The organism is Dorea hominis, assembly GCF_014287705.1.
GTDB classification, from domain to species: Bacteria; Bacillota; Clostridia; order Lachnospirales; family Lachnospiraceae; genus Dorea_D; species Dorea_D hominis.
This window is the reverse complement of the sequence record NZ_JACOOY010000018.1, coordinates 1-19,191: the sequence shown is the minus strand read 5'-3', so window position 1 is coordinate 19,191 and position 19,191 is coordinate 1. Positions and strand designations below refer to the sequence as shown.

At 42.2% G+C, this 19,191-nt stretch carries 19 protein-coding genes, 6 tRNA genes and 1 pseudogene; 24 read left to right on the top strand and 2 right to left on the bottom strand.

Annotated features, from left to right (window positions below; all coding sequences use genetic code 11):
• Positions 1-42 precede the first annotated feature (42 nt).
• The 14 genes from H8S07_RS12340 (at position 43) to H8S07_RS12275 (ending at position 14,980) form a co-directional block, all read left to right on the top strand.
• Positions 43-732 (top strand): double zinc ribbon domain-containing protein, encoded by a 690-nt coding sequence (locus H8S07_RS12340; RefSeq protein ID WP_186856113.1) that lies wholly within the window; start codon positions 43-45, stop codon positions 730-732.
• 39 nt (positions 733-771) lie between these two features.
• Positions 772-1,875: a YARHG domain-containing protein gene (locus H8S07_RS12335; protein WP_118519568.1), complete on the top strand. Its 1,104-nt coding sequence runs from the start codon at positions 772-774 to the stop codon at positions 1,873-1,875.
• Between the two features lie 192 nt (positions 1,876-2,067).
• Positions 2,068-2,976, top strand: coding sequence for a substrate-binding domain-containing protein (locus H8S07_RS12330; RefSeq protein WP_118519567.1), 909 nt, complete (start codon positions 2,068-2,070; stop codon positions 2,974-2,976).
• 1 nt (position 2,977) lies between these two features.
• Complete coding sequence (gene pstC / locus H8S07_RS12325) at positions 2,978-3,853, top strand: phosphate ABC transporter permease subunit PstC (RefSeq protein WP_186856112.1); 876 nt, start codon at positions 2,978-2,980, stop codon at positions 3,851-3,853.
• The gene (gene pstA / locus H8S07_RS12320) at positions 3,846-4,709 is read left to right on the top strand and encodes a phosphate ABC transporter permease PstA (protein ID WP_118519565.1); all 864 of its coding nucleotides are present in this window, start codon (positions 3,846-3,848) and stop codon (positions 4,707-4,709) included. Before pstC ends, pstA begins: the two co-directional genes overlap by 8 nt.
• A gap of 37 nt (positions 4,710-4,746) precedes the next feature.
• Entirely contained in the window at positions 4,747-5,496 is a 750-nt protein-coding gene (gene pstB, locus H8S07_RS12315) for a phosphate ABC transporter ATP-binding protein PstB (RefSeq protein WP_117536925.1), read from the top strand.
• 3 nt (positions 5,497-5,499) lie between these two features.
• Positions 5,500-6,153 carry a phosphate signaling complex protein PhoU gene (phoU, locus tag H8S07_RS12310; protein ID WP_186856111.1) on the top strand — a complete coding sequence of 218 codons (654 nt, stop codon included), beginning with the start codon at positions 5,500-5,502 and terminating at the stop codon, positions 6,151-6,153.
• A 25-nt stretch (positions 6,154-6,178) separates the two neighbouring features.
• Entirely contained in the window at positions 6,179-6,853 is a 675-nt protein-coding gene (locus H8S07_RS12305; RefSeq protein WP_186856110.1) for a response regulator, read from the top strand.
• Between the two features lie 14 nt (positions 6,854-6,867).
• Positions 6,868-8,208 (top strand): HAMP domain-containing sensor histidine kinase, encoded by a 1,341-nt coding sequence (locus H8S07_RS12300; RefSeq protein ID WP_186856109.1) that lies wholly within the window; start codon positions 6,868-6,870, stop codon positions 8,206-8,208.
• 126 nt (positions 8,209-8,334) lie between these two features.
• Positions 8,335-9,294, top strand: coding sequence for a glycosyltransferase family 2 protein (locus H8S07_RS12295; RefSeq protein ID WP_186856108.1), 960 nt, complete (start codon positions 8,335-8,337; stop codon positions 9,292-9,294).
• On the top strand, positions 9,281-12,025 hold the full coding sequence (locus tag H8S07_RS12290) for a YfhO family protein (protein ID WP_186856107.1): 2,745 nt from the start codon (positions 9,281-9,283) through the stop codon (positions 12,023-12,025). The genes H8S07_RS12295 and H8S07_RS12290 overlap by 14 nt, the downstream gene beginning before the upstream one ends.
• Positions 12,026-12,069: 44 nt before the next feature.
• Positions 12,070-12,807, top strand: a complete 738-nt coding sequence (locus H8S07_RS12285) for a peptidylprolyl isomerase (protein ID WP_118519559.1) — start codon at positions 12,070-12,072, stop codon at positions 12,805-12,807.
• Positions 12,808-12,893: 86 nt separating this feature from the next.
• On the top strand, positions 12,894-13,685 hold the full coding sequence (locus tag H8S07_RS12280; RefSeq protein WP_118519558.1) for a zinc dependent phospholipase C family protein: 792 nt from the start codon (positions 12,894-12,896) through the stop codon (positions 13,683-13,685).
• Between the two features lie 62 nt (positions 13,686-13,747).
• Positions 13,748-14,980, top strand: coding sequence for an MFS transporter (locus tag H8S07_RS12275; protein WP_118519594.1), 1,233 nt, complete (start codon positions 13,748-13,750; stop codon positions 14,978-14,980).
• 142 nt (positions 14,981-15,122) lie between these two features.
• On the opposite strand, the gene ymfI is transcribed toward H8S07_RS12275, so the two are convergent.
• Entirely contained in the window at positions 15,123-15,854 is a 732-nt protein-coding gene (gene ymfI, locus H8S07_RS12270; protein ID WP_117536922.1) for an elongation factor P 5-aminopentanone reductase, read from the bottom strand.
• A 102-nt stretch (positions 15,855-15,956) separates the two neighbouring features.
• Between ymfI and H8S07_RS12265 the strand changes: the two genes are divergently transcribed.
• From H8S07_RS12265 to H8S07_RS12225, 9 genes are all read left to right on the top strand, one after another.
• Complete coding sequence (locus H8S07_RS12265; RefSeq protein ID WP_186856106.1) at positions 15,957-16,493, top strand: HD domain-containing protein; 537 nt, start codon at positions 15,957-15,959, stop codon at positions 16,491-16,493.
• 164 nt (positions 16,494-16,657) lie between these two features.
• Positions 16,658-16,927 carry an acylphosphatase gene (locus H8S07_RS12260; protein WP_021861187.1) on the top strand — a complete coding sequence of 90 codons (270 nt, stop codon included), beginning with the start codon at positions 16,658-16,660 and terminating at the stop codon, positions 16,925-16,927.
• 57 nt (positions 16,928-16,984) lie between these two features.
• On the top strand, positions 16,985-17,569 hold the full coding sequence (locus H8S07_RS12255) for a TetR/AcrR family transcriptional regulator (protein ID WP_021861186.1): 585 nt from the start codon (positions 16,985-16,987) through the stop codon (positions 17,567-17,569).
• Between the two features lie 166 nt (positions 17,570-17,735).
• Positions 17,736-17,807, top strand: a tRNA-Glu gene (locus tag H8S07_RS12250).
• Between the two features lie 22 nt (positions 17,808-17,829).
• A tRNA-Thr gene (locus H8S07_RS12245) sits at positions 17,830-17,902 on the top strand.
• Positions 17,903-17,929: 27 nt separating this feature from the next.
• Positions 17,930-18,003: transfer RNA gene (locus H8S07_RS12240), tRNA-Ile, on the top strand.
• A 3-nt stretch (positions 18,004-18,006) separates the two neighbouring features.
• Positions 18,007-18,080: transfer RNA gene (locus tag H8S07_RS12235), tRNA-Asp, on the top strand.
• A gap of 42 nt (positions 18,081-18,122) precedes the next feature.
• Positions 18,123-18,195: transfer RNA gene (locus tag H8S07_RS12230), tRNA-Val, on the top strand.
• 112 nt (positions 18,196-18,307) lie between these two features.
• A tRNA-Leu gene (locus tag H8S07_RS12225) sits at positions 18,308-18,394 on the top strand.
• 83 nt (positions 18,395-18,477) lie between these two features.
• Here H8S07_RS12225 and H8S07_RS12220 read toward each other — a convergent pair.
• Positions 18,478-18,870, bottom strand: coding sequence for a tyrosine-type recombinase/integrase (locus H8S07_RS12220; protein ID WP_243176025.1), 393 nt, complete (start codon positions 18,868-18,870; stop codon positions 18,478-18,480).
• On the opposite strand from H8S07_RS12220, the pseudogene H8S07_RS12215 reads away from it, so the two are divergent.
• Positions 18,817-18,987, top strand: a pseudogene (locus tag H8S07_RS12215) (winged helix-turn-helix transcriptional regulator); the annotation flags it as partial. The gene H8S07_RS12220 and the pseudogene H8S07_RS12215 sit on opposite strands and share 54 nt — an antisense overlap.
• Positions 18,988-19,191: the final 204 nt, after the last annotated feature.

Sequence of the window (19,191 nt, the reverse complement as noted above, 5' to 3'; positions counted from 1 at the left end):
TTTGCGAAAGCAAATCTTGAAAAGATATAGGGAGGATGATATATGGCGATGCTGGATAAAATGAAAGACTCAATCAATGCCGCTGGTCAGGGAATATCAACAAAGATAAAAGATGGACTGGAGAGTGAGCGAATTTCTGCGAAAATCAGAGATGACGAGAAGATGATAGAGAAACTCATATATCAGGTTGGTGTGCAGTGTGTGAAACGGCACGCAGAGGAAGCGGGAACCGAATATGAAGAATTATTTGCTGAGATCCGTAGATTGCGTGCACAGATTGAGAAAGAAAAAGAAGAACTGCGTCTGGCTACAGAAGTAAAACCATGTCCACAGTGTGGATATGGCAATAAGATAAATTCCAAATTCTGTGTAAAATGTGGCTCTTCATTGACGGTAAAAGAGAATCTGGAAGCCTCAAATATGAAAGAAAAATATTGTACAAACTGCGGTTTCAAAAATGATGGTGACGCTCTGTTCTGCATTAACTGTGGAAATAAACTGGAAGAAGAGAGCCGACAGACAATGCCGGAGCCAGAGCCGGAAAATATAAGGATGCCGGAGCCGGAGTCAGAAATGCTGGCAGAAGCAATATCGGAGAATGTGCCGGAATTAAAAGCAGAGTCTGAATCTGAGCCGGAAGTACTGGCAGATATTGAAGAAGCTCTGGAAGAGACGGCGCAGGAGATTACGGAAGAAGAACTGAAAGAAGAAAAAATAAAAGAAGAAAATTAAGAATAATAAGGAAAGAAAAAGTACGGAGGAAGAAGTAAGATGGGAGAGAGAGCAAGATTTTGTCCTAACTGCGGCCGGCCGATAGAGCCGGGTGCGATGTTCTGTGCACATTGTGGACACAAAACAGAAACCGAAGAGGCACCGGCTGTACATGAAACACCAGATGCAAATGAGGAATTTGCAACCGAGTGGCCGGACGAGCAGGAAGAAAGAGTACAGAAGAATGAGCCGAAAGGATCAAAAAATCTGGTTATTATACTTGGCATTGTATGTGCTGTTATGGCGGTGGTGATTATCGCACTCGTTGTATTTGGACTTGGAAGGTCCCCAAAAAAGACAAAACCAGAGACAAAAACGGAAACAACAGAGCAGAAAGAGCCGGAAAAAAAGGAAGTAAAAGATTCCAATGAGCCAAATGATTCTATAAATCAGGCGATTACACTGGAAGAAGGAAAACCAGTGACCGGCTATATCGATTCCAAAGATGATGTGGACTACTTTGTGATTTCGACACAAAAAGAAGGTACTGCGGAAGTGAAGTTCAGTTATACACCATCCAATGACCAGGGTGGACTTGGCTGGAAAGTAAATTATCCGGATAAAGGAACAACTAAGACAGAACTGTGCATGCTTGGAGAAGGAACGAAAACATTGAAGTTTGAACTTCAGAAAGGTGATAACTATATTTTTGTTACCGGTGATACCGAAGCTTCTAAGAAAATCGAAGACGTAGTGACAGAAACACCGTATTATATTACGGCTGAGAGTATCAAAGTAAAACAGACAGCAAAGAAAAAGACGAATAACAATGCAAATAACCGTGGCAATACAAGTAAGATCATTGTTATCAATCCATATGATAATCAGAGACACTATATCAGTTCCAGCGGTTATGTAATTCCGTACAGTTCGGATTATCTGCTTGATTATTCAGATATCAGCGGGCTTTCCAGTGCGGAACTCAGACTTGCAAGAAATGAAATCTATGCAAGAGAAGGCCGTCTGTTTGATGATCAGTCATTACAGGTATATTTTGATTCACAGGCATGGTATAACGGATACATTGCTCCGAAAGATTTTAAAGATTCTTATTTAAGTCCGATAGAAAAGAAGAATGTAGATTTCATCAAGAAATATGAATAAGAAGAGCATAGTATTTATTAAGGAATACAAATAAAAAGAACAAACAAGAAACGCGGCAGGCGAAAATCTGTCGCGTTTCTTATTTTACATAGTTTTTACAATCCCGCGATTTTGGATTTTACAATCGACCTGTATGATACATAACTGTAAAGAACATATTGCAAAATATCCAAATCAAAGGAGACAAAGAAAATGAAATTGAAAAAGTTTATTACAGTAGTAGCAATGACAGCAATGGTCGGAACACTTGCAGTAGGATGTGGAAAATCCGACAGTAAAGATAACGGCAGTGATAAGAAGAGCGAGTCAAGTTGGGATTCATCAAACGATATCACAATCTTATCCAGAGAAGATGGCTCAGGAACGAGAGGAGCCTTCATTGAACTGTTCGGCATTGAAGAAGAGAAAAACGGTGAGAAAGTGGATATGACAACAGATGAAGCACAGATCACAAACAGCACATCTGTTATGATGACAACAGTGGCAGGCGATGATTATTCTATCGGTTATGTATCACTCGGATCCCTGGATGACAGCGTAAAAGCACTGAAGATTGACGGAGCTGAGGCAACAGCAGAGAATATCAAAGCAGGAAAATACAAAGTATCCAGACCATTCAACATTGCAGTAAAGAAAGATATGAAAAATGAAGTTGCAAAAGATTTCATCAATTATGTGATGAGTGAAGAAGGACAGAAAATCGTATCTGATAACGGATATATTCCGGTAGATGGAGCAAAACCTTACTCAGGAAAAGAAGTTTCCGGTAAAGTAGTTGTCGGTGGATCTTCTTCTGTATCACCGGTTATGGAAAAACTGATCGAAGGTTACAAAGCAGTAAACAGCAAAGCAAATGTAGAACTTCAGACAACAGATTCTACAACAGGTATGACTTCAACAATCGATGGAAGCTATGATATCGGAATGGCATCCCGTGACCTGAAAGATGATGAAGCCGCTAAATTACAGAACACAGTCATCGCAACAGATGGTATTGCGGTCATCGTAAACAAGAACAACACAACAGATGAACTGTCAGCAGATCAGGTAAAGACCATCTACACCGGCGATGCAACCACATGGGATGAGGTAGTAAAATAATATGAAAAGAAAAGCATTGACTGAAAGAGTCATGCAGGTAATCTTCTTTGTTGCCGCCTGTGCTTCGGTGCTGGCGGTAGCACTCATTTGTATCTTTCTATTTGCAAATGGTATACCTGCAATGAAGGAAATCGGATTTGTAAAATTCCTGACGGGAACGCTCTGGCGCCCGAAGAACGAGATCTTTGGTATTTTCCCGATGATCGTAGGAAGCTTATATGTTACAGCAGGAGCGATCATTATCGGTGTCCCGATTGGAATATTAACAGCAGTATTTATGGCGTACTACTGCCCGGAAAGAATCTATAAACCTTTAAAAGCAGCAACGGAACTTCTTGCCGGAATTCCTTCTGTTATTTACGGATTCTTCGGACTGGTTGTAATTGTACCGTTAGTCAGAGAGTTTGGCCGGAATATGGGATTTCATGGAAATGGAAACAGTATTCTGACTGCGTCTATTTTACTTGGAATGATGATCTTGCCAACTATTATCGGACTTACAGAGTCTTCGATTAGAGCAGTCCCGGAACAGTATTATGAAGGTGCAGTGGCACTTGGAGCTACTCACGAACGTTCTATTTTCAGAGTTGTCATTCCGGCAGCAAAATCCGGAGTGATCGCAGCACTGGTTCTTGGGATCGGCCGTGCAATCGGAGAAACGATGGCAGTTATCATGGTTGCAGGAAACCAGGCAAGAATGCCGGAAGGCATTTTCCGCGGTGTGCGTACACTGACAGCCAATATCGTAATTGAGATGGGATATGCAGCAGGACTGCACAGAGAAGCGCTGATCGCAACAGGCGTTGTGTTGTTCGTATTTATTCTGATATTGAATTTCAGCGTAGCACTTTTAAAGAGGAGGAGTGAACATGAGTAGACAGGGAGGTTCTGTAAAAGAAAAACTGAAAAGCTACAAACGGACACCGGGCTCTTTCATCGTAATGCTTTTAGTTTTGATTGCAGCAATTATTACATTTGCAGCGTTACTTTTTCTGATTGCCTATATTCTGGTCAATGGAGTACCGTATCTGAAACCGTCACTGTTTTCATTTACCTATACTTCTGACAATGCATCACTTATGCCGGCGCTTATCAACACATTGATCATGACAGCGTTATCACTTCTGATCGCAGTTCCGCTTGGTATATTTTCAGCAATCTACCTTGTGGAATATGCAAAACGTGGAAATAAATTCGTAGAAATCATAAGACTGACGACGGAGACGTTACAGGGAATCCCGTCTATCGTATATGGCCTGTTTGGTATGTTGTTCTTTGTAACATTCTGCCACTGGGGATTCTCCATTCTCGCAGGAGCATTTACATTGTCAATTATGGTATTGCCGCTGATCATGCGTAGTACAGAGGAAGCACTGAAATCTGTGCCGGATTCTTACAGAGAAGGAAGCTTTGGACTGGGAGCCGGAAAACTTAGAACGGTATTTCGGATTGTTCTTCCGTCGGCAGTGCCTGGAATCCTTGCAGGAGTGATTCTTGCAGTCGGACGTATTGTCGGAGAAACAGCGGCACTTATCTATACTGCAGGAACACTGGCAAAGATGCCAAAGAATGTAATGAGTTCCGGACGAACACTGGCAGTTCATATGTATAATCTGGCAAGTGAAGGACTTTATATGGATCAGGCATATGCAACCGCTGTTATTCTGCTTGTCCTTGTAGTTGTCATTAACACACTGTCAGGAATTGCAGCGAAGAAACTTACAAAATCGTAAGAACAGACAGATTTAGGAAAATAAAAGAGGAACAGTCATGAGTAAAATTAGTATTAGTAATATGAATCTTTATTATGGCGATTTCCATGCGTTAAAAGATGTGAATCTGGAAATTGAGCCAAATAAAATCACAGCATTTATCGGACCGTCCGGCTGTGGTAAATCAACACTTTTAAAATCTATCAACCGGATGAATGATCTGGTAGAAGGCTGCCGGATCGAAGGTGATTTAAGACTGGACGGTAAAGATATTTATAAAGATATTGATGTAAACCTGCTTCGTAAACGTGTTGGTATGGTATTCCAGAAACCGAATCCGTTTCCGATGAGTATCTATGACAACATCGCATTCGGACCGCGAACACATGGAATCCATTCCAAAACAAAACTGGATGATATTGTGGAAAAATCGCTCCGCAGTGCGGCCATTTGGGATGAATGTAAAGACCGTCTGAAAAAGAGTGCGCTTGGAATGTCCGGTGGACAGCAGCAGAGACTCTGTATTGCCCGCGCGCTGGCAGTACAGCCGGAAGTACTTCTGATGGATGAGCCGACATCCGCACTGGATCCGATTTCAACATCGAAGATCGAAGACCTTGCGATGGAATTGAAAAAAGATTATACTATTGTCATGGTAACACACAATATGCAACAGGCTGTGCGTGTATCAGATAATACTGCCTTTTTCCTGTTAGGAGAAGTGATTGAATACAATGAAACAGAAAAATTGTTCTCGATTCCATCAGATAAGAGAACAGAAGATTATATTACAGGGAGGTTTGGTTAAGATATGCGTAATAAGTTTGATATGCAGTTGGATTTATTAAATGAGCAGCTCACACATATGGGTGAATTATGCGAAGTTGCAATCAACAGAGGAACAGAAGCACTGAAAAAAGGAGATTTAAAACAGGCAGCAGAAGTCATTCGTGCGGATGAAGAGATTGATCAGATGGAAAAAGATGTTGAGAGACTGTGCCTGAAACTTCTTTTGCAGCAACAGCCGGTGGCAAGAGATTTAAGGCAGATTTCTGCGGCTCTTAAGATGATCACCGATATGGAACGAATCGGTGACCAGGCATCAGATATTGCGGAAATCATTATTTCTGAGAATAAGTCAGAAGCAACAGATATCCAGACGATCGGTCAGATGTCAGAATCCGTTGCAAAGATGGTGCGTGACAGTGTGAATGCCTATGTAGAAAAAGATCTGGAGCTTTCCAGACAGGTAATGGAAGCGGATGATGCAGTGGATCGTCTGTTTGAGGAAAATAAGCAGGAGCTGATCAATTTTATTTCTGATAATAAAGGTGTGCAAGGCAAGAGGGCAATCGATCTTATCATGGTTGCTAAATATCTGGAACGAATCGGCGATCATGCGACAAATATTGCAGAGTGGGTAGAATTTTCAATTACCGGAATCCATAAGGACAGCCAGGTATAACCCCACGGAAAACGAGGAGAAGACGATGATATTTTGTGTGGAAGATGACAGCAACATTCGGGAATTAGTAGTATATACGCTGGAGACGACAGGATTTCAAGCAAGAGGTTTTGAAGAGGGGAAAAGCTTTCTTGAAGCGCTTGCGCTGGAGACACCGGATCTGATATTAATGGACATTATGCTTCCGGGAGAGGACGGTATTTCGCTGTTAAAACGCTTGAAAAACTCTTCCAAAACAAGAGATATACCGGTAATTATGGTCACTGCGAAAGGTGCGGAGTACGACAAAGTAAAAGGGCTGGATCTTGGAGCAGATGATTATGTGACGAAACCATTTGGCATGATGGAGCTGGTATCCCGTATCAAGGCAGTGCTGAGAAGAAGTGGTGCGGCAAAGAAGAAAGCAGAAGATATCATTGTGTCCGGTAATCTGGAGATCAATACGAAGAAGCACGAAGTGAAAGCGGACGGTGAAGTGATAGGCCTGACGCTGAAAGAATACGAGCTTCTGAAGAGACTGATGGAGAACCCGAATATTGTTATGACAAGAGATTCTCTGCTGGAAGAGATCTGGGGATATGATTTTGACGGTGAGACGCGAACGGTAGATGTACATATCCGGACATTAAGGCAGAAACTGGGAAAGTGCGGCGAACGTGTAGAGACCGTTCGCGGAGTTGGATACCGGATTAGTGAATAGGAGTCAGAGATACTATGAAGTTAAAGAACAAGATACAAAATAGTATGACACTGGTAGTTATGACAACGCTGTTAATCGCGTATGTCATAACTACTTTTGTTGTTTACAGACAGACATTAGATCTGATGGAAAATGAAATCCATCAGGAAGCGGATTATATTAAAACGGCAATCGAGAAGACAGGAGAATCCTACTTAAAAGAAATGGATGATGTGCGCCGGACGACAAGAGTAACGTTGATCGCAAGAGATGGGACCGTATTATATGATTCCGGTGAAAATGCGATTGAACGGGAGAATCACAAGAACCGACCGGAGATAAAAGCGGCGGAGAAAAGAGGTACCGGTCAGGATATCAGAGAATCCAAAACCATGCAGAAAGAAATGTTTTATTATGCAGTGCGCCTGTCCGACGGCAGTGTCTTACGTGTATCTAAATCCATGGACAGTGTATTTCGTACAGCAATGAATGTTCTGCCGTTCATGGGACTGATTGCTTTCTGTATGATTGTATTTGCCTATTTTCTGTCGCGCTGGCAGGTGGGAAGACTGATCCATCCAATTAACACGCTGGATCTGGAGTCTCCGCTGGATAATGAGATATACGAAGAACTGACACCTCTTTTACAGAGGATTGATCAGCAGAACAAACAGAAAGACCTGGTTGCACAGATGAGAAAAGAATTTTCGGCGAATGTTTCCCATGAGTTAAAGACCCCTCTGACTTCGATTTCCGGTTATGCGGAGATCATGAAGGACGGACTGGTGCGCCCGGAAGACATGAAAGGATTTTCAGAAAGAATTTACCATGAGGCAAAGAGGCTTATCACGCTGGTAGAAGATATCATCAAACTTTCCAGACTGGATGAAGGTGTAGTCGAACTGGAGAAAGAAGAAGTAGATCTCTATGATCTTACAAGAGAGATTTGCAGCCGCCTTGCATCCAATGCTTCTGCAAGACATGTACACATAGAGATGACCGGAGAACCGGTTATGTTCAGAGGCGTGCATCAGGTGCTGGATGAGATGCTTTATAATATTATAGAAAATGCGATCAAATATAATAAAGAAAATGGTTCTGTCAGCGTCTGGGTAGGAACGACGTTACAGGGCAAGAAAGTCATTGTGCAGGATACGGGTATTGGGATCCCGAAGGATGAAGTGGAGCGGATCTTTGAGCGCTTTTACCGTGTAGATAAGAGTCATTCCAAAGAAACCGGCGGAACCGGACTCGGACTTTCTATTGTAAAACATGGTGCACTCATGCATGATATTAAGATCCATGTGGACAGTGAAGTTGGAAAAGGAACACGCATGGAACTTACATTTGCAGAAAAAAAAGAAAGTGCTCAGTAATTATTTAGGAAATCTTAATAGAATGATAAATAAGTTCTTAAGATTTAATGTGTATGCTTCTGTATGAAATGGAAATAGCTTAAGTAATAAAGAGCTGGAAATTAAAATATACAGGAGGTTGCACCTATGAATAAAATATCGATTATTGTACCGTGTTATAACGAAGATGCGGCTCTTCCGATTTATTATAAAGAAATGTGCAAGATTATGGCTCAGATGAAAGAAGAGAAATTTGAGCTGATCTTTGTAGATGACGGATCTACAGATCATACGCTGGCAGAGATGAAAACACTGCATGAGAAGGATGAACGGTGTCAGTATTTTTCTTTTTCAAGAAATTTCGGAAAAGAAGCGGCAATCTATGCAGGACTTAAAAATGCCACGGGAGAGTATGCGGCAATTATGGATGTGGATCTGCAGGATCCGCCGTCACTGCTGCCAAAGATGTATGAGATTTTACAGACAGAAGATTATGACAGTGTGGCAACGAGGCGTTCTACAAGAAGCGGAGAGCCGAAGATCCGTTCCTTTCTATCTGAAAGCTTTTACAAATTTATTAACCGTATTTCCAAAACAGAGATTGTAAACGGTGCCAGAGACTACCGTCTGATGAAAAGAAATATGGTAGATGCCGTGCTGAAAATGAGCGAATATAACCGGTTTTCCAAGGGGATTTTCGGTTGGGTAGGTTTTCGTACAAAATGGCTGGAATATAAAAATATTGAGCGCTCCGCAGGAGAGACGAAGTGGTCCATGAAGAAATTATTTTTCTATTCCCTGGAAGGAATTACAGGATTTTCCGTAGCCCCGTTGTCACTTGCTTCCGTGATCGGTGTAATCTTCTGCGTGGTATCCTTTTTGGTGATCATTTTGATCGTTGCGCGGACATGCATCTGGGGAGATCCGGTTTCTGGCTGGCCATCGCTGGCATGTATTATCTTCCTTGTCAGTGGTGTGCAGCTTCTGTGTACCGGAATTGTTGGAGAATATCTGTCCAAGACTTATCTGGAAACAAAGCGCAGACCGATTTTTATCCTTAAAGATTCAAGCGAACCGGATAAGGAGTTAACGCATGATATGGGCTAAAGAATATTTAAAAATATGGAAAAACAGGCAGCAGTGGAAACAACTGCTGCCGTATATTTTACTGGCATTATTAAGTGTGGGAGCATGCTGGTTTTTCGCCGGAAGATATGGAATCTTTGGCGCAAAAGTAGACTGGATCAGCCAGCACAGTGTCATACCGGAACTGTTCCGCCAGCAGTTTTATGATACCGGGAATTTCTTCCCGGATTTTACACTGCAGGCAGGCGGCGGGCAGAATATTTATAATTTTGCTTACTATGGTCTGTACAGTCCGGCAATCCTTCTGTCATATCTGTTTCCGTTTGTAAGCATGAGTGATTACATTATGGCAGTCAGTGTGGGAAGTCTCGCACTTTCTGTAATGCTTTTACATTACTGGCTGAGCCGCAGAGGGTTTAACCGGAAAATCTGTTTTGGAGTCAGCCTGCTTTTTCTGTTAGCAGGTCCGATGATCGTGCAGTCTTACAGCCAGATCATGTTTGTAAATTACATGCCGTGGCTGTTATTGTCCTTTCTTGGCGCAGATCGCTATCTGGACTTTGTAAAAATCATCCGGGAAGAGGTAAAGCTGCATCCGGTGCGGGAAGGTGTCAGAGCACATACTATTTTAATCATTGGTGTCTGGGGGATGATCCTTACCAGCTTTTATTTCAGTATCGGAGGGATGCTGGCGCTCGCAGTATACGGACTGTGCCGATATATAAAGATGGAAGAAAAAGCAGAAGGCGTGACAAAAGTGACAGTCTGGAGAGATTTCATAAAAGCGGCAGCAGGTTATGTTTTTTCGATGGGAATCTCCGTTTTGTTAAGCGGAATACTGCTTGTGCCGACTGCGTATTCGCTCATGCAGGGGAATCATATCCAGTCCGGCTATACATGGAAAGATCTGTTATTTCCCAAAATGCCGGTAAAAGAGCTGTTTTATCAGTCATATGGTGTCGGACTTACTACACTCCTTCTTACGGTATTGCTTACCGGGCTGTTTTATCGGAAATGGCAGGAACGGCTGTTGAGCCAGATCAGTCTGGTTCTTCTGGCGATTCCGGCATTTGCATGGGTTTTGAACGGCGGCTTATATATCCGCGGAAAAGTATGGATTCCATTTCTGCCATTATTCTGCTATATGATTGCCACATACATAAAGAAACAGACAGAGAAACAGGTAAATGTAAAGATAAGTGCCGTAGCATATCTGGTGACATTGCTTTTTGTCTGGCATACAGATACGAAATATAGTTTTATATTGCTGGCAGAAGATATTGCATTGCTAGTGTTTTATCTTGCATTCTGTTATTTGGCTGTCTGCCGGAAAAAGAAAGGGCAGGAGCTGTGGTTGCTCGTTCCGTCCGTCTGTTTTCTGGCTGTATTTTTAACTGTCTGTATGCCAAATAAAACCCGCGTTCTGGAACCGGAATTTTATAAAACAGTAACGAACCGTTCATACAGCCGATTAGAACAGAAAATAGAAAAGAAGATGACAAAAGCAGTGAAAAAAGCAAATGGCGATTCTGGAATGTATCGCATTGAAGAGGTCGGAAATTCCAGATTCAAGGCGGCAGATTTAAACCGTATCCGTGGGAGAAAGCAGTATCTGTCATCCATGTATTCTTCAGCGTACAGTACAGAGTATCAGAATTTCAGAAAAGATACTTTCGGAGTGGAACAGCCATTCCGAAATCTGATGATGCAGTCAGTGTCGGAGAATCCTGAGTTCCGTTTCCTGATGGGTGTGCGTTATATCCTTTCAGAGAAAAATGTACCGGGATACCGGATGATCATGCAGGATGGGAAAGTGGCAGTTTATGAAAATAAAGAGGTACTCCCGATGGCATATGTAACAGATCAGACGATTTCAGACAGTGAATATGACAGCCTTAAGTATCCATATAATCAGACGGTATTTGAGAAAGCTGTCGTTGTGCAGGGTGAGGAAGCACAGGCAGTACAAAGTATAAAATCAGAAGGCAGTAAAGACAGACAAATACACAATGTGACTGCACAGAGTGTAAAAGCAGGAACGAAAGAAGTTCAGAATGTGACAACTGGAGATAAGAAAAAAGACGATATAGAGAAGCTTAATATATCTGGCAGCTTCTGGAAGATCCGCACCAGAAAGCAGACGCAGAAGGAGATAACTTTTGGACGGAAAGCAAAAGAGGGAGAAGTTCTTTATATCCGCTTCCAGGTGAAGAATCACCGCTGCGGTAAAGATGTCGCTGTGTGGCTTAACGGTGTGCGCAATAAACTGACGGCAAAGACGCATATTTATTATAATGGAAATACGATGTTCACATATGCCGTTGCGTTGAATAAAGGAGAAGAAAAAGCGAAACTTCTTCTGGACAGCGGAGATTATGATGTGAAAAATGTAGAAGCATATATGGGACAGACAGAGCAGACATTTTCTTATCATACATTCCAGACGGACTGGAAACGTACAAAGGGTAACCGGATCGAAGGAACAGTAAAAGGAATGGCGGATGGATGTTTTGTTACGTCTGTACCATATGATAAAGGCTTTACTGTTAAAGTAGACGGTCATACTGTGAAGACAGAGAAGGTAAACAAAGCGTTTTTAGGATTTCGCATTGGAGCAGGAACGCATCGTGTAAAAATAACGTATCACTCACCCGGAAAACGGGCAGGCATGTTTGTTTCGTTTGTCGGAATTTTCCTTTTTGCCGGGTGGATGGCTTTAATTTCTTTACAAATAAAAAGGATATCGGTATAATACCCTTACGTGGTCAGAAGACCTGGAAAAAAGGAGAATAAATCATGAGTGAAAACGTATTAGCCGTAGTGGCAGGAAAAGAACTTACAGAAGCACAGTTTGAAGCGTATTTAAAGAGCGTTCCGAGAGAGCAGCAGATGTATGCACAGAATCCACAGTACAGAGAACAGTACAAAGAACAGTTTATCGATCTGTATCTGTTTGCACAGCTTGGAAAAGATGAGAAGATGGATGAAACTGACGAGTTCAAAGAGATCATGGAAGGAGCAAGAAGAGACATTCTGGCACAGCTTTCCATGAGAGATATGTTAAAAGATATTACAGTAACAGAAGAAGAGCAGAAGGCTTTCTATGAGGAAAATAAAGCACAGTTTGGCAAAGGTGCAACAGTAAGCGCAAAACATATCCTGACAGATTCTGAAGAAAAATGCCAGACAATCTTAAAGAATATCGAAGCAGGTGAAAAGACATTTGAGGATGCAGCAAGAGAATTTTCTACCTGCCCATCCGGAGCAAAAGGCGGAGACCTTGGCGAATTTGGCAAAGGTCAGATGGTAAAAGAATTTGAAGATGCAGCATTTGATGCAGAGATCGGCAAGGTGGTCGGACCGGTAAAGACACAGTTCGGATATCACCTGATCAAAGTTGAGAAGAAAAATGAGCCAAAGACAGCAGAATTCGAAGAAGTAAAAGGTCAGATTTATCAGCAGTTATTAGGCAAAAAACAGAACGATGCTTATGAAGCGAAAGTAAAAGAATTAAAAGATAAATATTTAAAATAGTTTTTACGTTTTGAAAAAGAACCGTTTACTTTTCCCTGTTATCCTTATATAGTTAGAGGAGAAAGTGAAACAGGAGGATCAAAGGTATGCCAGCATTATATGCACACGACCGTTTCGGAGAGAAAGTATCGGAAAAATCAGACGGAGAATTAAAAAATATCATATTCAAATATTATAATCAGTATGAAGTCGGCCTGCAGGGACCGGATATCTTATTTTTCTATCGCCCATATCACGGGAATGATGTAGCAAAATACGGAAGCCACCTGCATGCCGTTTCTGCTTTACCATTCTTTGAGCATGCAGCGAAAGTTGTAAACCATTATGGAAGAGACAGCGCGCAGTATGCTTATCTTCTGGGATTCATCTGTCATTATACACTGGACAGTGAATGTCACCCTTATGTCAGCGAGATGATGGAAAAGGAACACGTTTCCCATCTTGCGATAGAATCCGAATTTGAGAAATATTTACTAAAAAAAGACAAACAGCATCCACTGGCTTACCGCCTGGACCGACTGATCACTGCAGACAGAGAAACTGCGCTGGCGATCGCACCATTTTATGAAAATATTTCGCCAAAGACAGTGAAAGAGTCTTTGCAGTGGCTGAAACTTGTCAAACGTTTCCTGCGCGCGCCCGGAGCGTTGAAAAGAGGATTTCTGAATCTGTTATTTACAGTTGTGCCGGGATTTGGATTCTGCAAAGATCTGATGCACCAGAAACAGGATAATCCAAACTGCACAGAGAGCAATTACGGACTTTACAAACGGTTCCGGAGAGCAGAAGATGTCGCAGTACGGTTGATGGAAAGTTTTGATGAAAGCCTGAAATACGGACAGGATCTGGAACAGCGTTTTAACCGCACATTTGAGTAAGAAAATAAAAAATGTGGATAAACAGGGATAAAGAGACGAAGACAGTGGAAAAGAGGACAGACATGGAGAATAAAAAACTGACAAAACTGGAAAAATACTGGATTATGTATGATGTGGGAAACTCGGCATTTGTAATGCTGATCGCGACGATCATACCGATCTATTTTAACTATCTGGCAAAATCTGCCGGAATATCGGAAGTCAATTATCTGGCATACTGGGGATATGCGGCATCCGTATCTACTGTGATTGTGGCGGTGATCGGACCGGTCCTTGGATCCATTGCAGATATGCAGAATTACAAAAAGCCATTATTTACTATCAGCATGATGGTCGGAGTGATCGGCTGTGCGGCAATGTCATTTCCAACATCATGGGTGGTATTTCTTGCTGTATTTGTGATCGCAAAAGTTGGTTACAATGCCAGCCTGATTTTCTATGATTCCATGCTGGTAGATATAACAAGCACAGACCGGATGGACGAAGTGTCCTCCCAGGGGTATGCGTGGGGATATATCGGAAGCTGTATTCCGTTTATCCTGTCGCTTGTTCTCGTGTTAATGTATGAGAAGATTGGAATCACGATGCATATGGCGATGACAGGCGCATTTATTTTAAATGCAGTCTGGTGGGCAGTCGTAACGATTCCGCTACTTCGAAATTACAGACAGAAAAATTATGTGGCCGTGCCGTCTCATTCGGTAAAAAACAGCTTTAAACGTCTCGGACAAACATTTATGGATGTGCACAAAGAGAAGAAGATTTTCTGGTATCTTCTGGCATTTTTCTTCTTTATTGACGGTGTATATACAATCATTGAGATGGCAACAGCTTACGGAAGTGCGCTTGGACTGGACTCTACAGGACTTCTGCTGGCACTTCTTGTGACGCAGATTGTAGCGTTCCCGTGTGCGCTGATCTGTGCAAAATTATCCGGAAAATATCCGACAGAGCGGCTGATCGGAGTATGTATTGTGGCATATATCGGAATCGCATTATTTGCGATCCAGCTGGATAAACAGTGGGAATTCTGGACACTTGCTGTACTGGTCGGTATGTTCCAGGGAGCGATTCAGGCACTGGCGCGGTCGTATTTTGCGAAGATCATTCCGGCAGAAAAATCCGGAGAATATTTTGGGATTTATGACATATGCGGAAAAGGAGCATCCTTTATGGGCACAACGCTTGTCGGAATAGTGGCGCAGGTGACCGGCGTGGCAAACGCAGGCGTGGCGGTGATAGCAGTTTTGTTCGTTATTGGATACATTTTATTTAAGAAAGCGGTAAGAGCATAAGAGATGAAAGGGCAGAAGAAAAGCCGGTATGCGAGGTTTGTGTTCGCATACCGGCTTTTCTTCTGTATTGTCATAGTATCTGGAGAAAGCTGCCAATGGCAGCTGCCTTTGCTATGTCTTGCAACGTACATTTCAACAGGGTTTACAAATATCCGCCGTCCAAGCCGATGATCTGTCCGGTCAGATAAATCGGTGAATTGACAAGATTTACCGTTGCTTGGGCAACTTCTTCCGGTGTGGCAAATCTGCCGGCTGGAATTTCTTCTTCTAATTCTCTGCGCTCTTCTTTATTAAGCCATTGATTCATAACGGTATCTATGACACCGCATGCAATGGCATTTACCGGGATCTGGCTTGGCGCAAGTTCTTTTGCAAGTGCGCGAGTCAGTCCGTTGACACCTGATTTGGCAGCAGAATAAGCAACTTCACAGGATGCACCGGATACGCCCCACATGGAAGAAATGTTAATGATATGTCCGGATTTTCTGGATACCATTTTCGGGATGGCTTCCCGGCAGCAGTAGAAAACAGAAGACAGATCGGTCTGTATCACACGGTTCCATTCGTCATCGGTCATGTCACTTAACAGACCAAGATGGGAAACACCTGCATTGTTGACAAGCACATCAAGGGCATTACATTCGTTGTAAATGCTCTTGAAGATGTTGCGGACATCATCTGGATTGCCAATATTGCCAGGTACGCAGGTTGCGGCACCTGGATATTGTGCTTCTATCTCCTGCTGTACTTCCCGGAGTTGTTTTACAGATGAGTTACAATTTAAAAATACATGGTAGCCACAGTCTGCAAATGCATGTGCGATTGCCCGCCCAATCCCACGGGAAGCGCCTGTGACAAGAATTGTTTTGTTCATAATCGGAATCCTCCTTACGGATATTATTATACTGTCTCGTGATTGATATTTAAAGTTGTAAATGGTATCATGAAAGAAGAAATTCATACGGAGGAAATCAGCATGATAGACAAAGCAAGAGAATTTGCAACGAAGGCGCATGACGGACAATTTCGAAAAGGAACGAAAAGACCGTATATCGTCCACCCGATAGAAGTCGGGGATATTGTTTCAACGATGACGACGGATGAAGAAGTTATAAGCGCGGCTATTCTGCATGACACGATTGAAGACTGTGAGGGCGTGACAGAAAGGATGCTTGCCGAGCTTTTTTCAGAGAGAGTGGCAGGAATGGTTGCACAGGAGAGCGAAGACAAGTCCAGAACATGGATGGAGCGCAAAAGCGCTACGATCGAGCACCTGCGTACAGCGCCGCAAGAAGTGCAGATGATCGCACTGGCAGACAAGCTGTCCAATATGCGGGATATTGACCGTGATTATCCGATTGCCGGAGAGAAGCTTTGGGAACGCTTCCGCATGAAAGACAAAGAAATCATCGGCTGGTATTATAAAGGAGTAAGAGATTCTCTGAGAGAAGCATTTGCCGGTGTAGAGGCGTATGAAGAGTACTGCCGTCTTGTGGCAAAGAATTTTGAATAAATCTTAGAAAATGAATAGTTTTTTAATTGAATTTTGTAACGTGATAAAGTAATATAGTATATGATGTCAGGGGTAAAAGCATGAAACCATAATATGCCAACGTCGGACAGAATTGTGGAAGTACGGAATAATTCGTATGGCATTTTAAAAGAAAGGCAGATAATATGGCTGAGATTCGCCAAAGGATTGTATTTCATGGAAGAGTACAAGGAGTAGGTTTCCGTTATACCGCCAAATATCTGGCACAGTCACTTGGACTGACCGGCTGGGTAGAAAATGAATTTGATGGTACGGTTGTAATGGAGATTCAGGGCAGAGAGCCGATGATCCATAAGCTCCAGGAAGGACTGAACCGCAATAGCTTCATAGAGATTGAATGGATCGACACGGAAAATATACCGGTGGAACCGGAGAGTTGTTTTTATGTACGGTGATGGATGCAGTTCGGAATAGAAAAAGAACATTAAAAGATATAAGTTGGAGTGTTTAAGATGGAAAAGATAAAAAAAGAGAGCATAAAAAACAGAATTGTAACGGCTGCGTGGCAGTTGTTTTACGAAAAGGGATACAATGGAACGACAGTAGACGATATTATTGAATTATCTGGAACATCAAAAGGTTCTTTTTACTATTATTTTAATACAAAGGATGAGCTGTTGAACACATTGTCTATGATCCTGGATGATTTCTATGAAGAACTGGAAGTAAAGATGGATGCCAATATGAACAGTTTTTATAAGTTGTTATATATAAATTATGAAGCACATTCTATGATGGAAGAGAAGATCAGCATTGATCTGCTGGCATCTTTGTATTCGACACAGCTTGTGGCTCAGGGAGAAAGACATTTGCTGGATCAGAACCGAAGTTATTATAAACTGGTAACGAAGATTGTGGATGAAGGGCAGAAGAAAGGACAGATCCGCAGTGACATGCCGATAAGTGAGATTACCCAGTATTATGCGATGTGTGAGCGTGCACTTGTATCCGACTGGTGTCTGAACAAAGGAGTATACTCGCTGGGTGAATACAGCAAAGAATGTATGCCGATTATGCTGGAACACTTTAAGGCATAAGCAGATTTTGGCGGATAGCTATACAGCAAAAGGGAGAAGAAATTATTCTGGAAAAATAAAATAAAAAAATTTCAAAAAACCCTTGTCAAAATAAAAATGATATGATAATATATAACTCGGTCGCGTGAGTAACATGTTAAGCGATCGACATGATAATGTATCTTTTGGCTCCATGGTCAAGCGGTTAAGACATCGCCCTTTCACGGCGGTAACACGGGTTCGATTCCCGTTGGAGTCATTACCCAAGTAATTGGGAAGATGCCGATGTGGCTCAATTGGCAGAGCAGCTGATTTGTAATCAGCAGGTTATCGGTTCGAGTCCGATCATCGGCTTAGTTCCTAACAGGGACTTAATGATTTGGACCTTTAGCTCAGTTGGTTAGAGCAATCGGCTCATAACCGATCGGTCCTGGGTTCGAGTCCCCGAAGGTCCATATGGCCCAGTGGCTCAGTTGGTTAGAGCGCCGCCCTGTCACGGCGGAGGTCGAGAGTTCGAGTCTCTTCTGGGTCGCTTGCTTATCACATATGTGAGTAAGCGATAACAATTTGATATGGGATCATAGCTCAGCTGGGAGAGCATCTGCCTTACAAGCAGAGGGTCATAGGTTCGAGCCCTATTGGTCCCATTTCGTGATAATAGTTTGTCACGATTCGCAAGTATTAGAATCACGAAATGTGACGCGATGCTTCGCATCGATGCACACGATTCCTTCGGAATCGGCGCGATTCACCTTGTATGCCGCAGTGGCGGAACTGGCAGACGCACAGGACTTAAAATCCTGCGGGACTTATACTCCCGTACCGGTTCGATTCCGGTCTGCGGCATTAGTTAAAAATGGGAGAAACGTTGAATTTACAGCGTTTCTCTTATTTTTTTGCTTCAAAAAGTTTGAACACCTTTGAACACTTTATGATGAAATACCAAGATTCTGAAAAGCAAGCCTATCGTTCTTCCTCTTATTGACATTCCGCAAGTAATGCAATGTTGTAGCTGTTTCACTATGTCCCATTAAATAACTAAGGGTTGTAAGATTATTTCCGTCAAAAGCTGTTGAAGCATTGTAAAAGCGGATTTTATGACTGGAATGATAAGGAACACCGGCTTCTTTGCAATATTTCTTCAATCGGCGGTTAAAGCTGTCTGTTGTCATAATCGCACCGTTAGGTTCAAAGACATATATTCCATTTGGATTTAATTCCTTTGCTTTGTGAAGAATTTTAAGTGCTTCGTCTGTAAGGAACTGTTTACGGAATCCATGAGAATGATGAGTGATGGGCTGGCATATCGCCACGATTACCATGAGCAGCCACCGAGAGTTGAATACGGCTTAACGGAACTCGGAACAAAAATGCTTCCAATTGTTAATTCACTTGCTGACTTTGGTAACTACTATAAATCAATTATTGAACAGAATTAAGAACGTTAGTATTTGAAAAGCTTGAACAATTCCAGTTTGGAGAATTGAAAAAAAACGGAATTTACCTATTAAGACATATAAACTGTTGACAATAAAGCTCCTATATAGTATGTTTTTAATAAACTACTATATAGGAGCTTTTGTATGGAAATGAATGGAGGATTTCTTGTCACCAAAATAAAACAGCTTGGAGACCGGATTTTC

Bases quoted from the DNA above. Each gene is read 5' to 3' on its own strand.
- ymfI (WP_117536922.1), bottom strand. From the start codon at position 15,854: ATGAACAAAACAATTCTTGTCACAGGCGCTTCCCGTGGGATTGGGCGG.
- H8S07_RS12330 (WP_118519567.1), top strand. From the start codon at position 2,068: ATGAAATTGAAAAAGTTTATTACAGTAGTAGCAATGACAGCAATGGTC.
- H8S07_RS12285 (WP_118519559.1), top strand. From the start codon at position 12,070: ATGAGTGAAAACGTATTAGCCGTAGTGGCAGGAAAAGAACTTACAGAA.
- H8S07_RS12290 (WP_186856107.1), top strand. From the start codon at position 9,281: ATGATATGGGCTAAAGAATATTTAAAAATATGGAAAAACAGGCAGCAG.
- H8S07_RS12305 (WP_186856110.1), top strand. From the start codon at position 6,179: ATGATATTTTGTGTGGAAGATGACAGCAACATTCGGGAATTAGTAGTA.
- phoU (WP_186856111.1), top strand. From the start codon at position 5,500: ATGCGTAATAAGTTTGATATGCAGTTGGATTTATTAAATGAGCAGCTC.
- H8S07_RS12335 (WP_118519568.1), top strand. From the start codon at position 772: ATGGGAGAGAGAGCAAGATTTTGTCCTAACTGCGGCCGGCCGATAGAG.
- H8S07_RS12260 (WP_021861187.1), top strand. From the start codon at position 16,658: ATGGCTGAGATTCGCCAAAGGATTGTATTTCATGGAAGAGTACAAGGA.
- pstB (WP_117536925.1), top strand. From the start codon at position 4,747: ATGAGTAAAATTAGTATTAGTAATATGAATCTTTATTATGGCGATTTC.
- pstA (WP_118519565.1), top strand. From the start codon at position 3,846: ATGAGTAGACAGGGAGGTTCTGTAAAAGAAAAACTGAAAAGCTACAAA.
- H8S07_RS12255 (WP_021861186.1), top strand. From the start codon at position 16,985: ATGGAAAAGATAAAAAAAGAGAGCATAAAAAACAGAATTGTAACGGCT.
- H8S07_RS12295 (WP_186856108.1), top strand. From the start codon at position 8,335: ATGAATAAAATATCGATTATTGTACCGTGTTATAACGAAGATGCGGCT.
- H8S07_RS12300 (WP_186856109.1), top strand. From the start codon at position 6,868: ATGAAGTTAAAGAACAAGATACAAAATAGTATGACACTGGTAGTTATG.
- H8S07_RS12220 (WP_243176025.1), bottom strand. From the start codon at position 18,870: ATGGTAATCGTGGCGATATGCCAGCCCATCACTCATCATTCTCATGGA.
- H8S07_RS12340 (WP_186856113.1), top strand. From the start codon at position 43: ATGGCGATGCTGGATAAAATGAAAGACTCAATCAATGCCGCTGGTCAG.
- H8S07_RS12265 (WP_186856106.1), top strand. From the start codon at position 15,957: ATGATAGACAAAGCAAGAGAATTTGCAACGAAGGCGCATGACGGACAA.
- H8S07_RS12275 (WP_118519594.1), top strand. From the start codon at position 13,748: ATGGAGAATAAAAAACTGACAAAACTGGAAAAATACTGGATTATGTAT.
- H8S07_RS12280 (WP_118519558.1), top strand. From the start codon at position 12,894: ATGCCAGCATTATATGCACACGACCGTTTCGGAGAGAAAGTATCGGAA.
- pstC (WP_186856112.1), top strand. From the start codon at position 2,978: ATGAAAAGAAAAGCATTGACTGAAAGAGTCATGCAGGTAATCTTCTTT.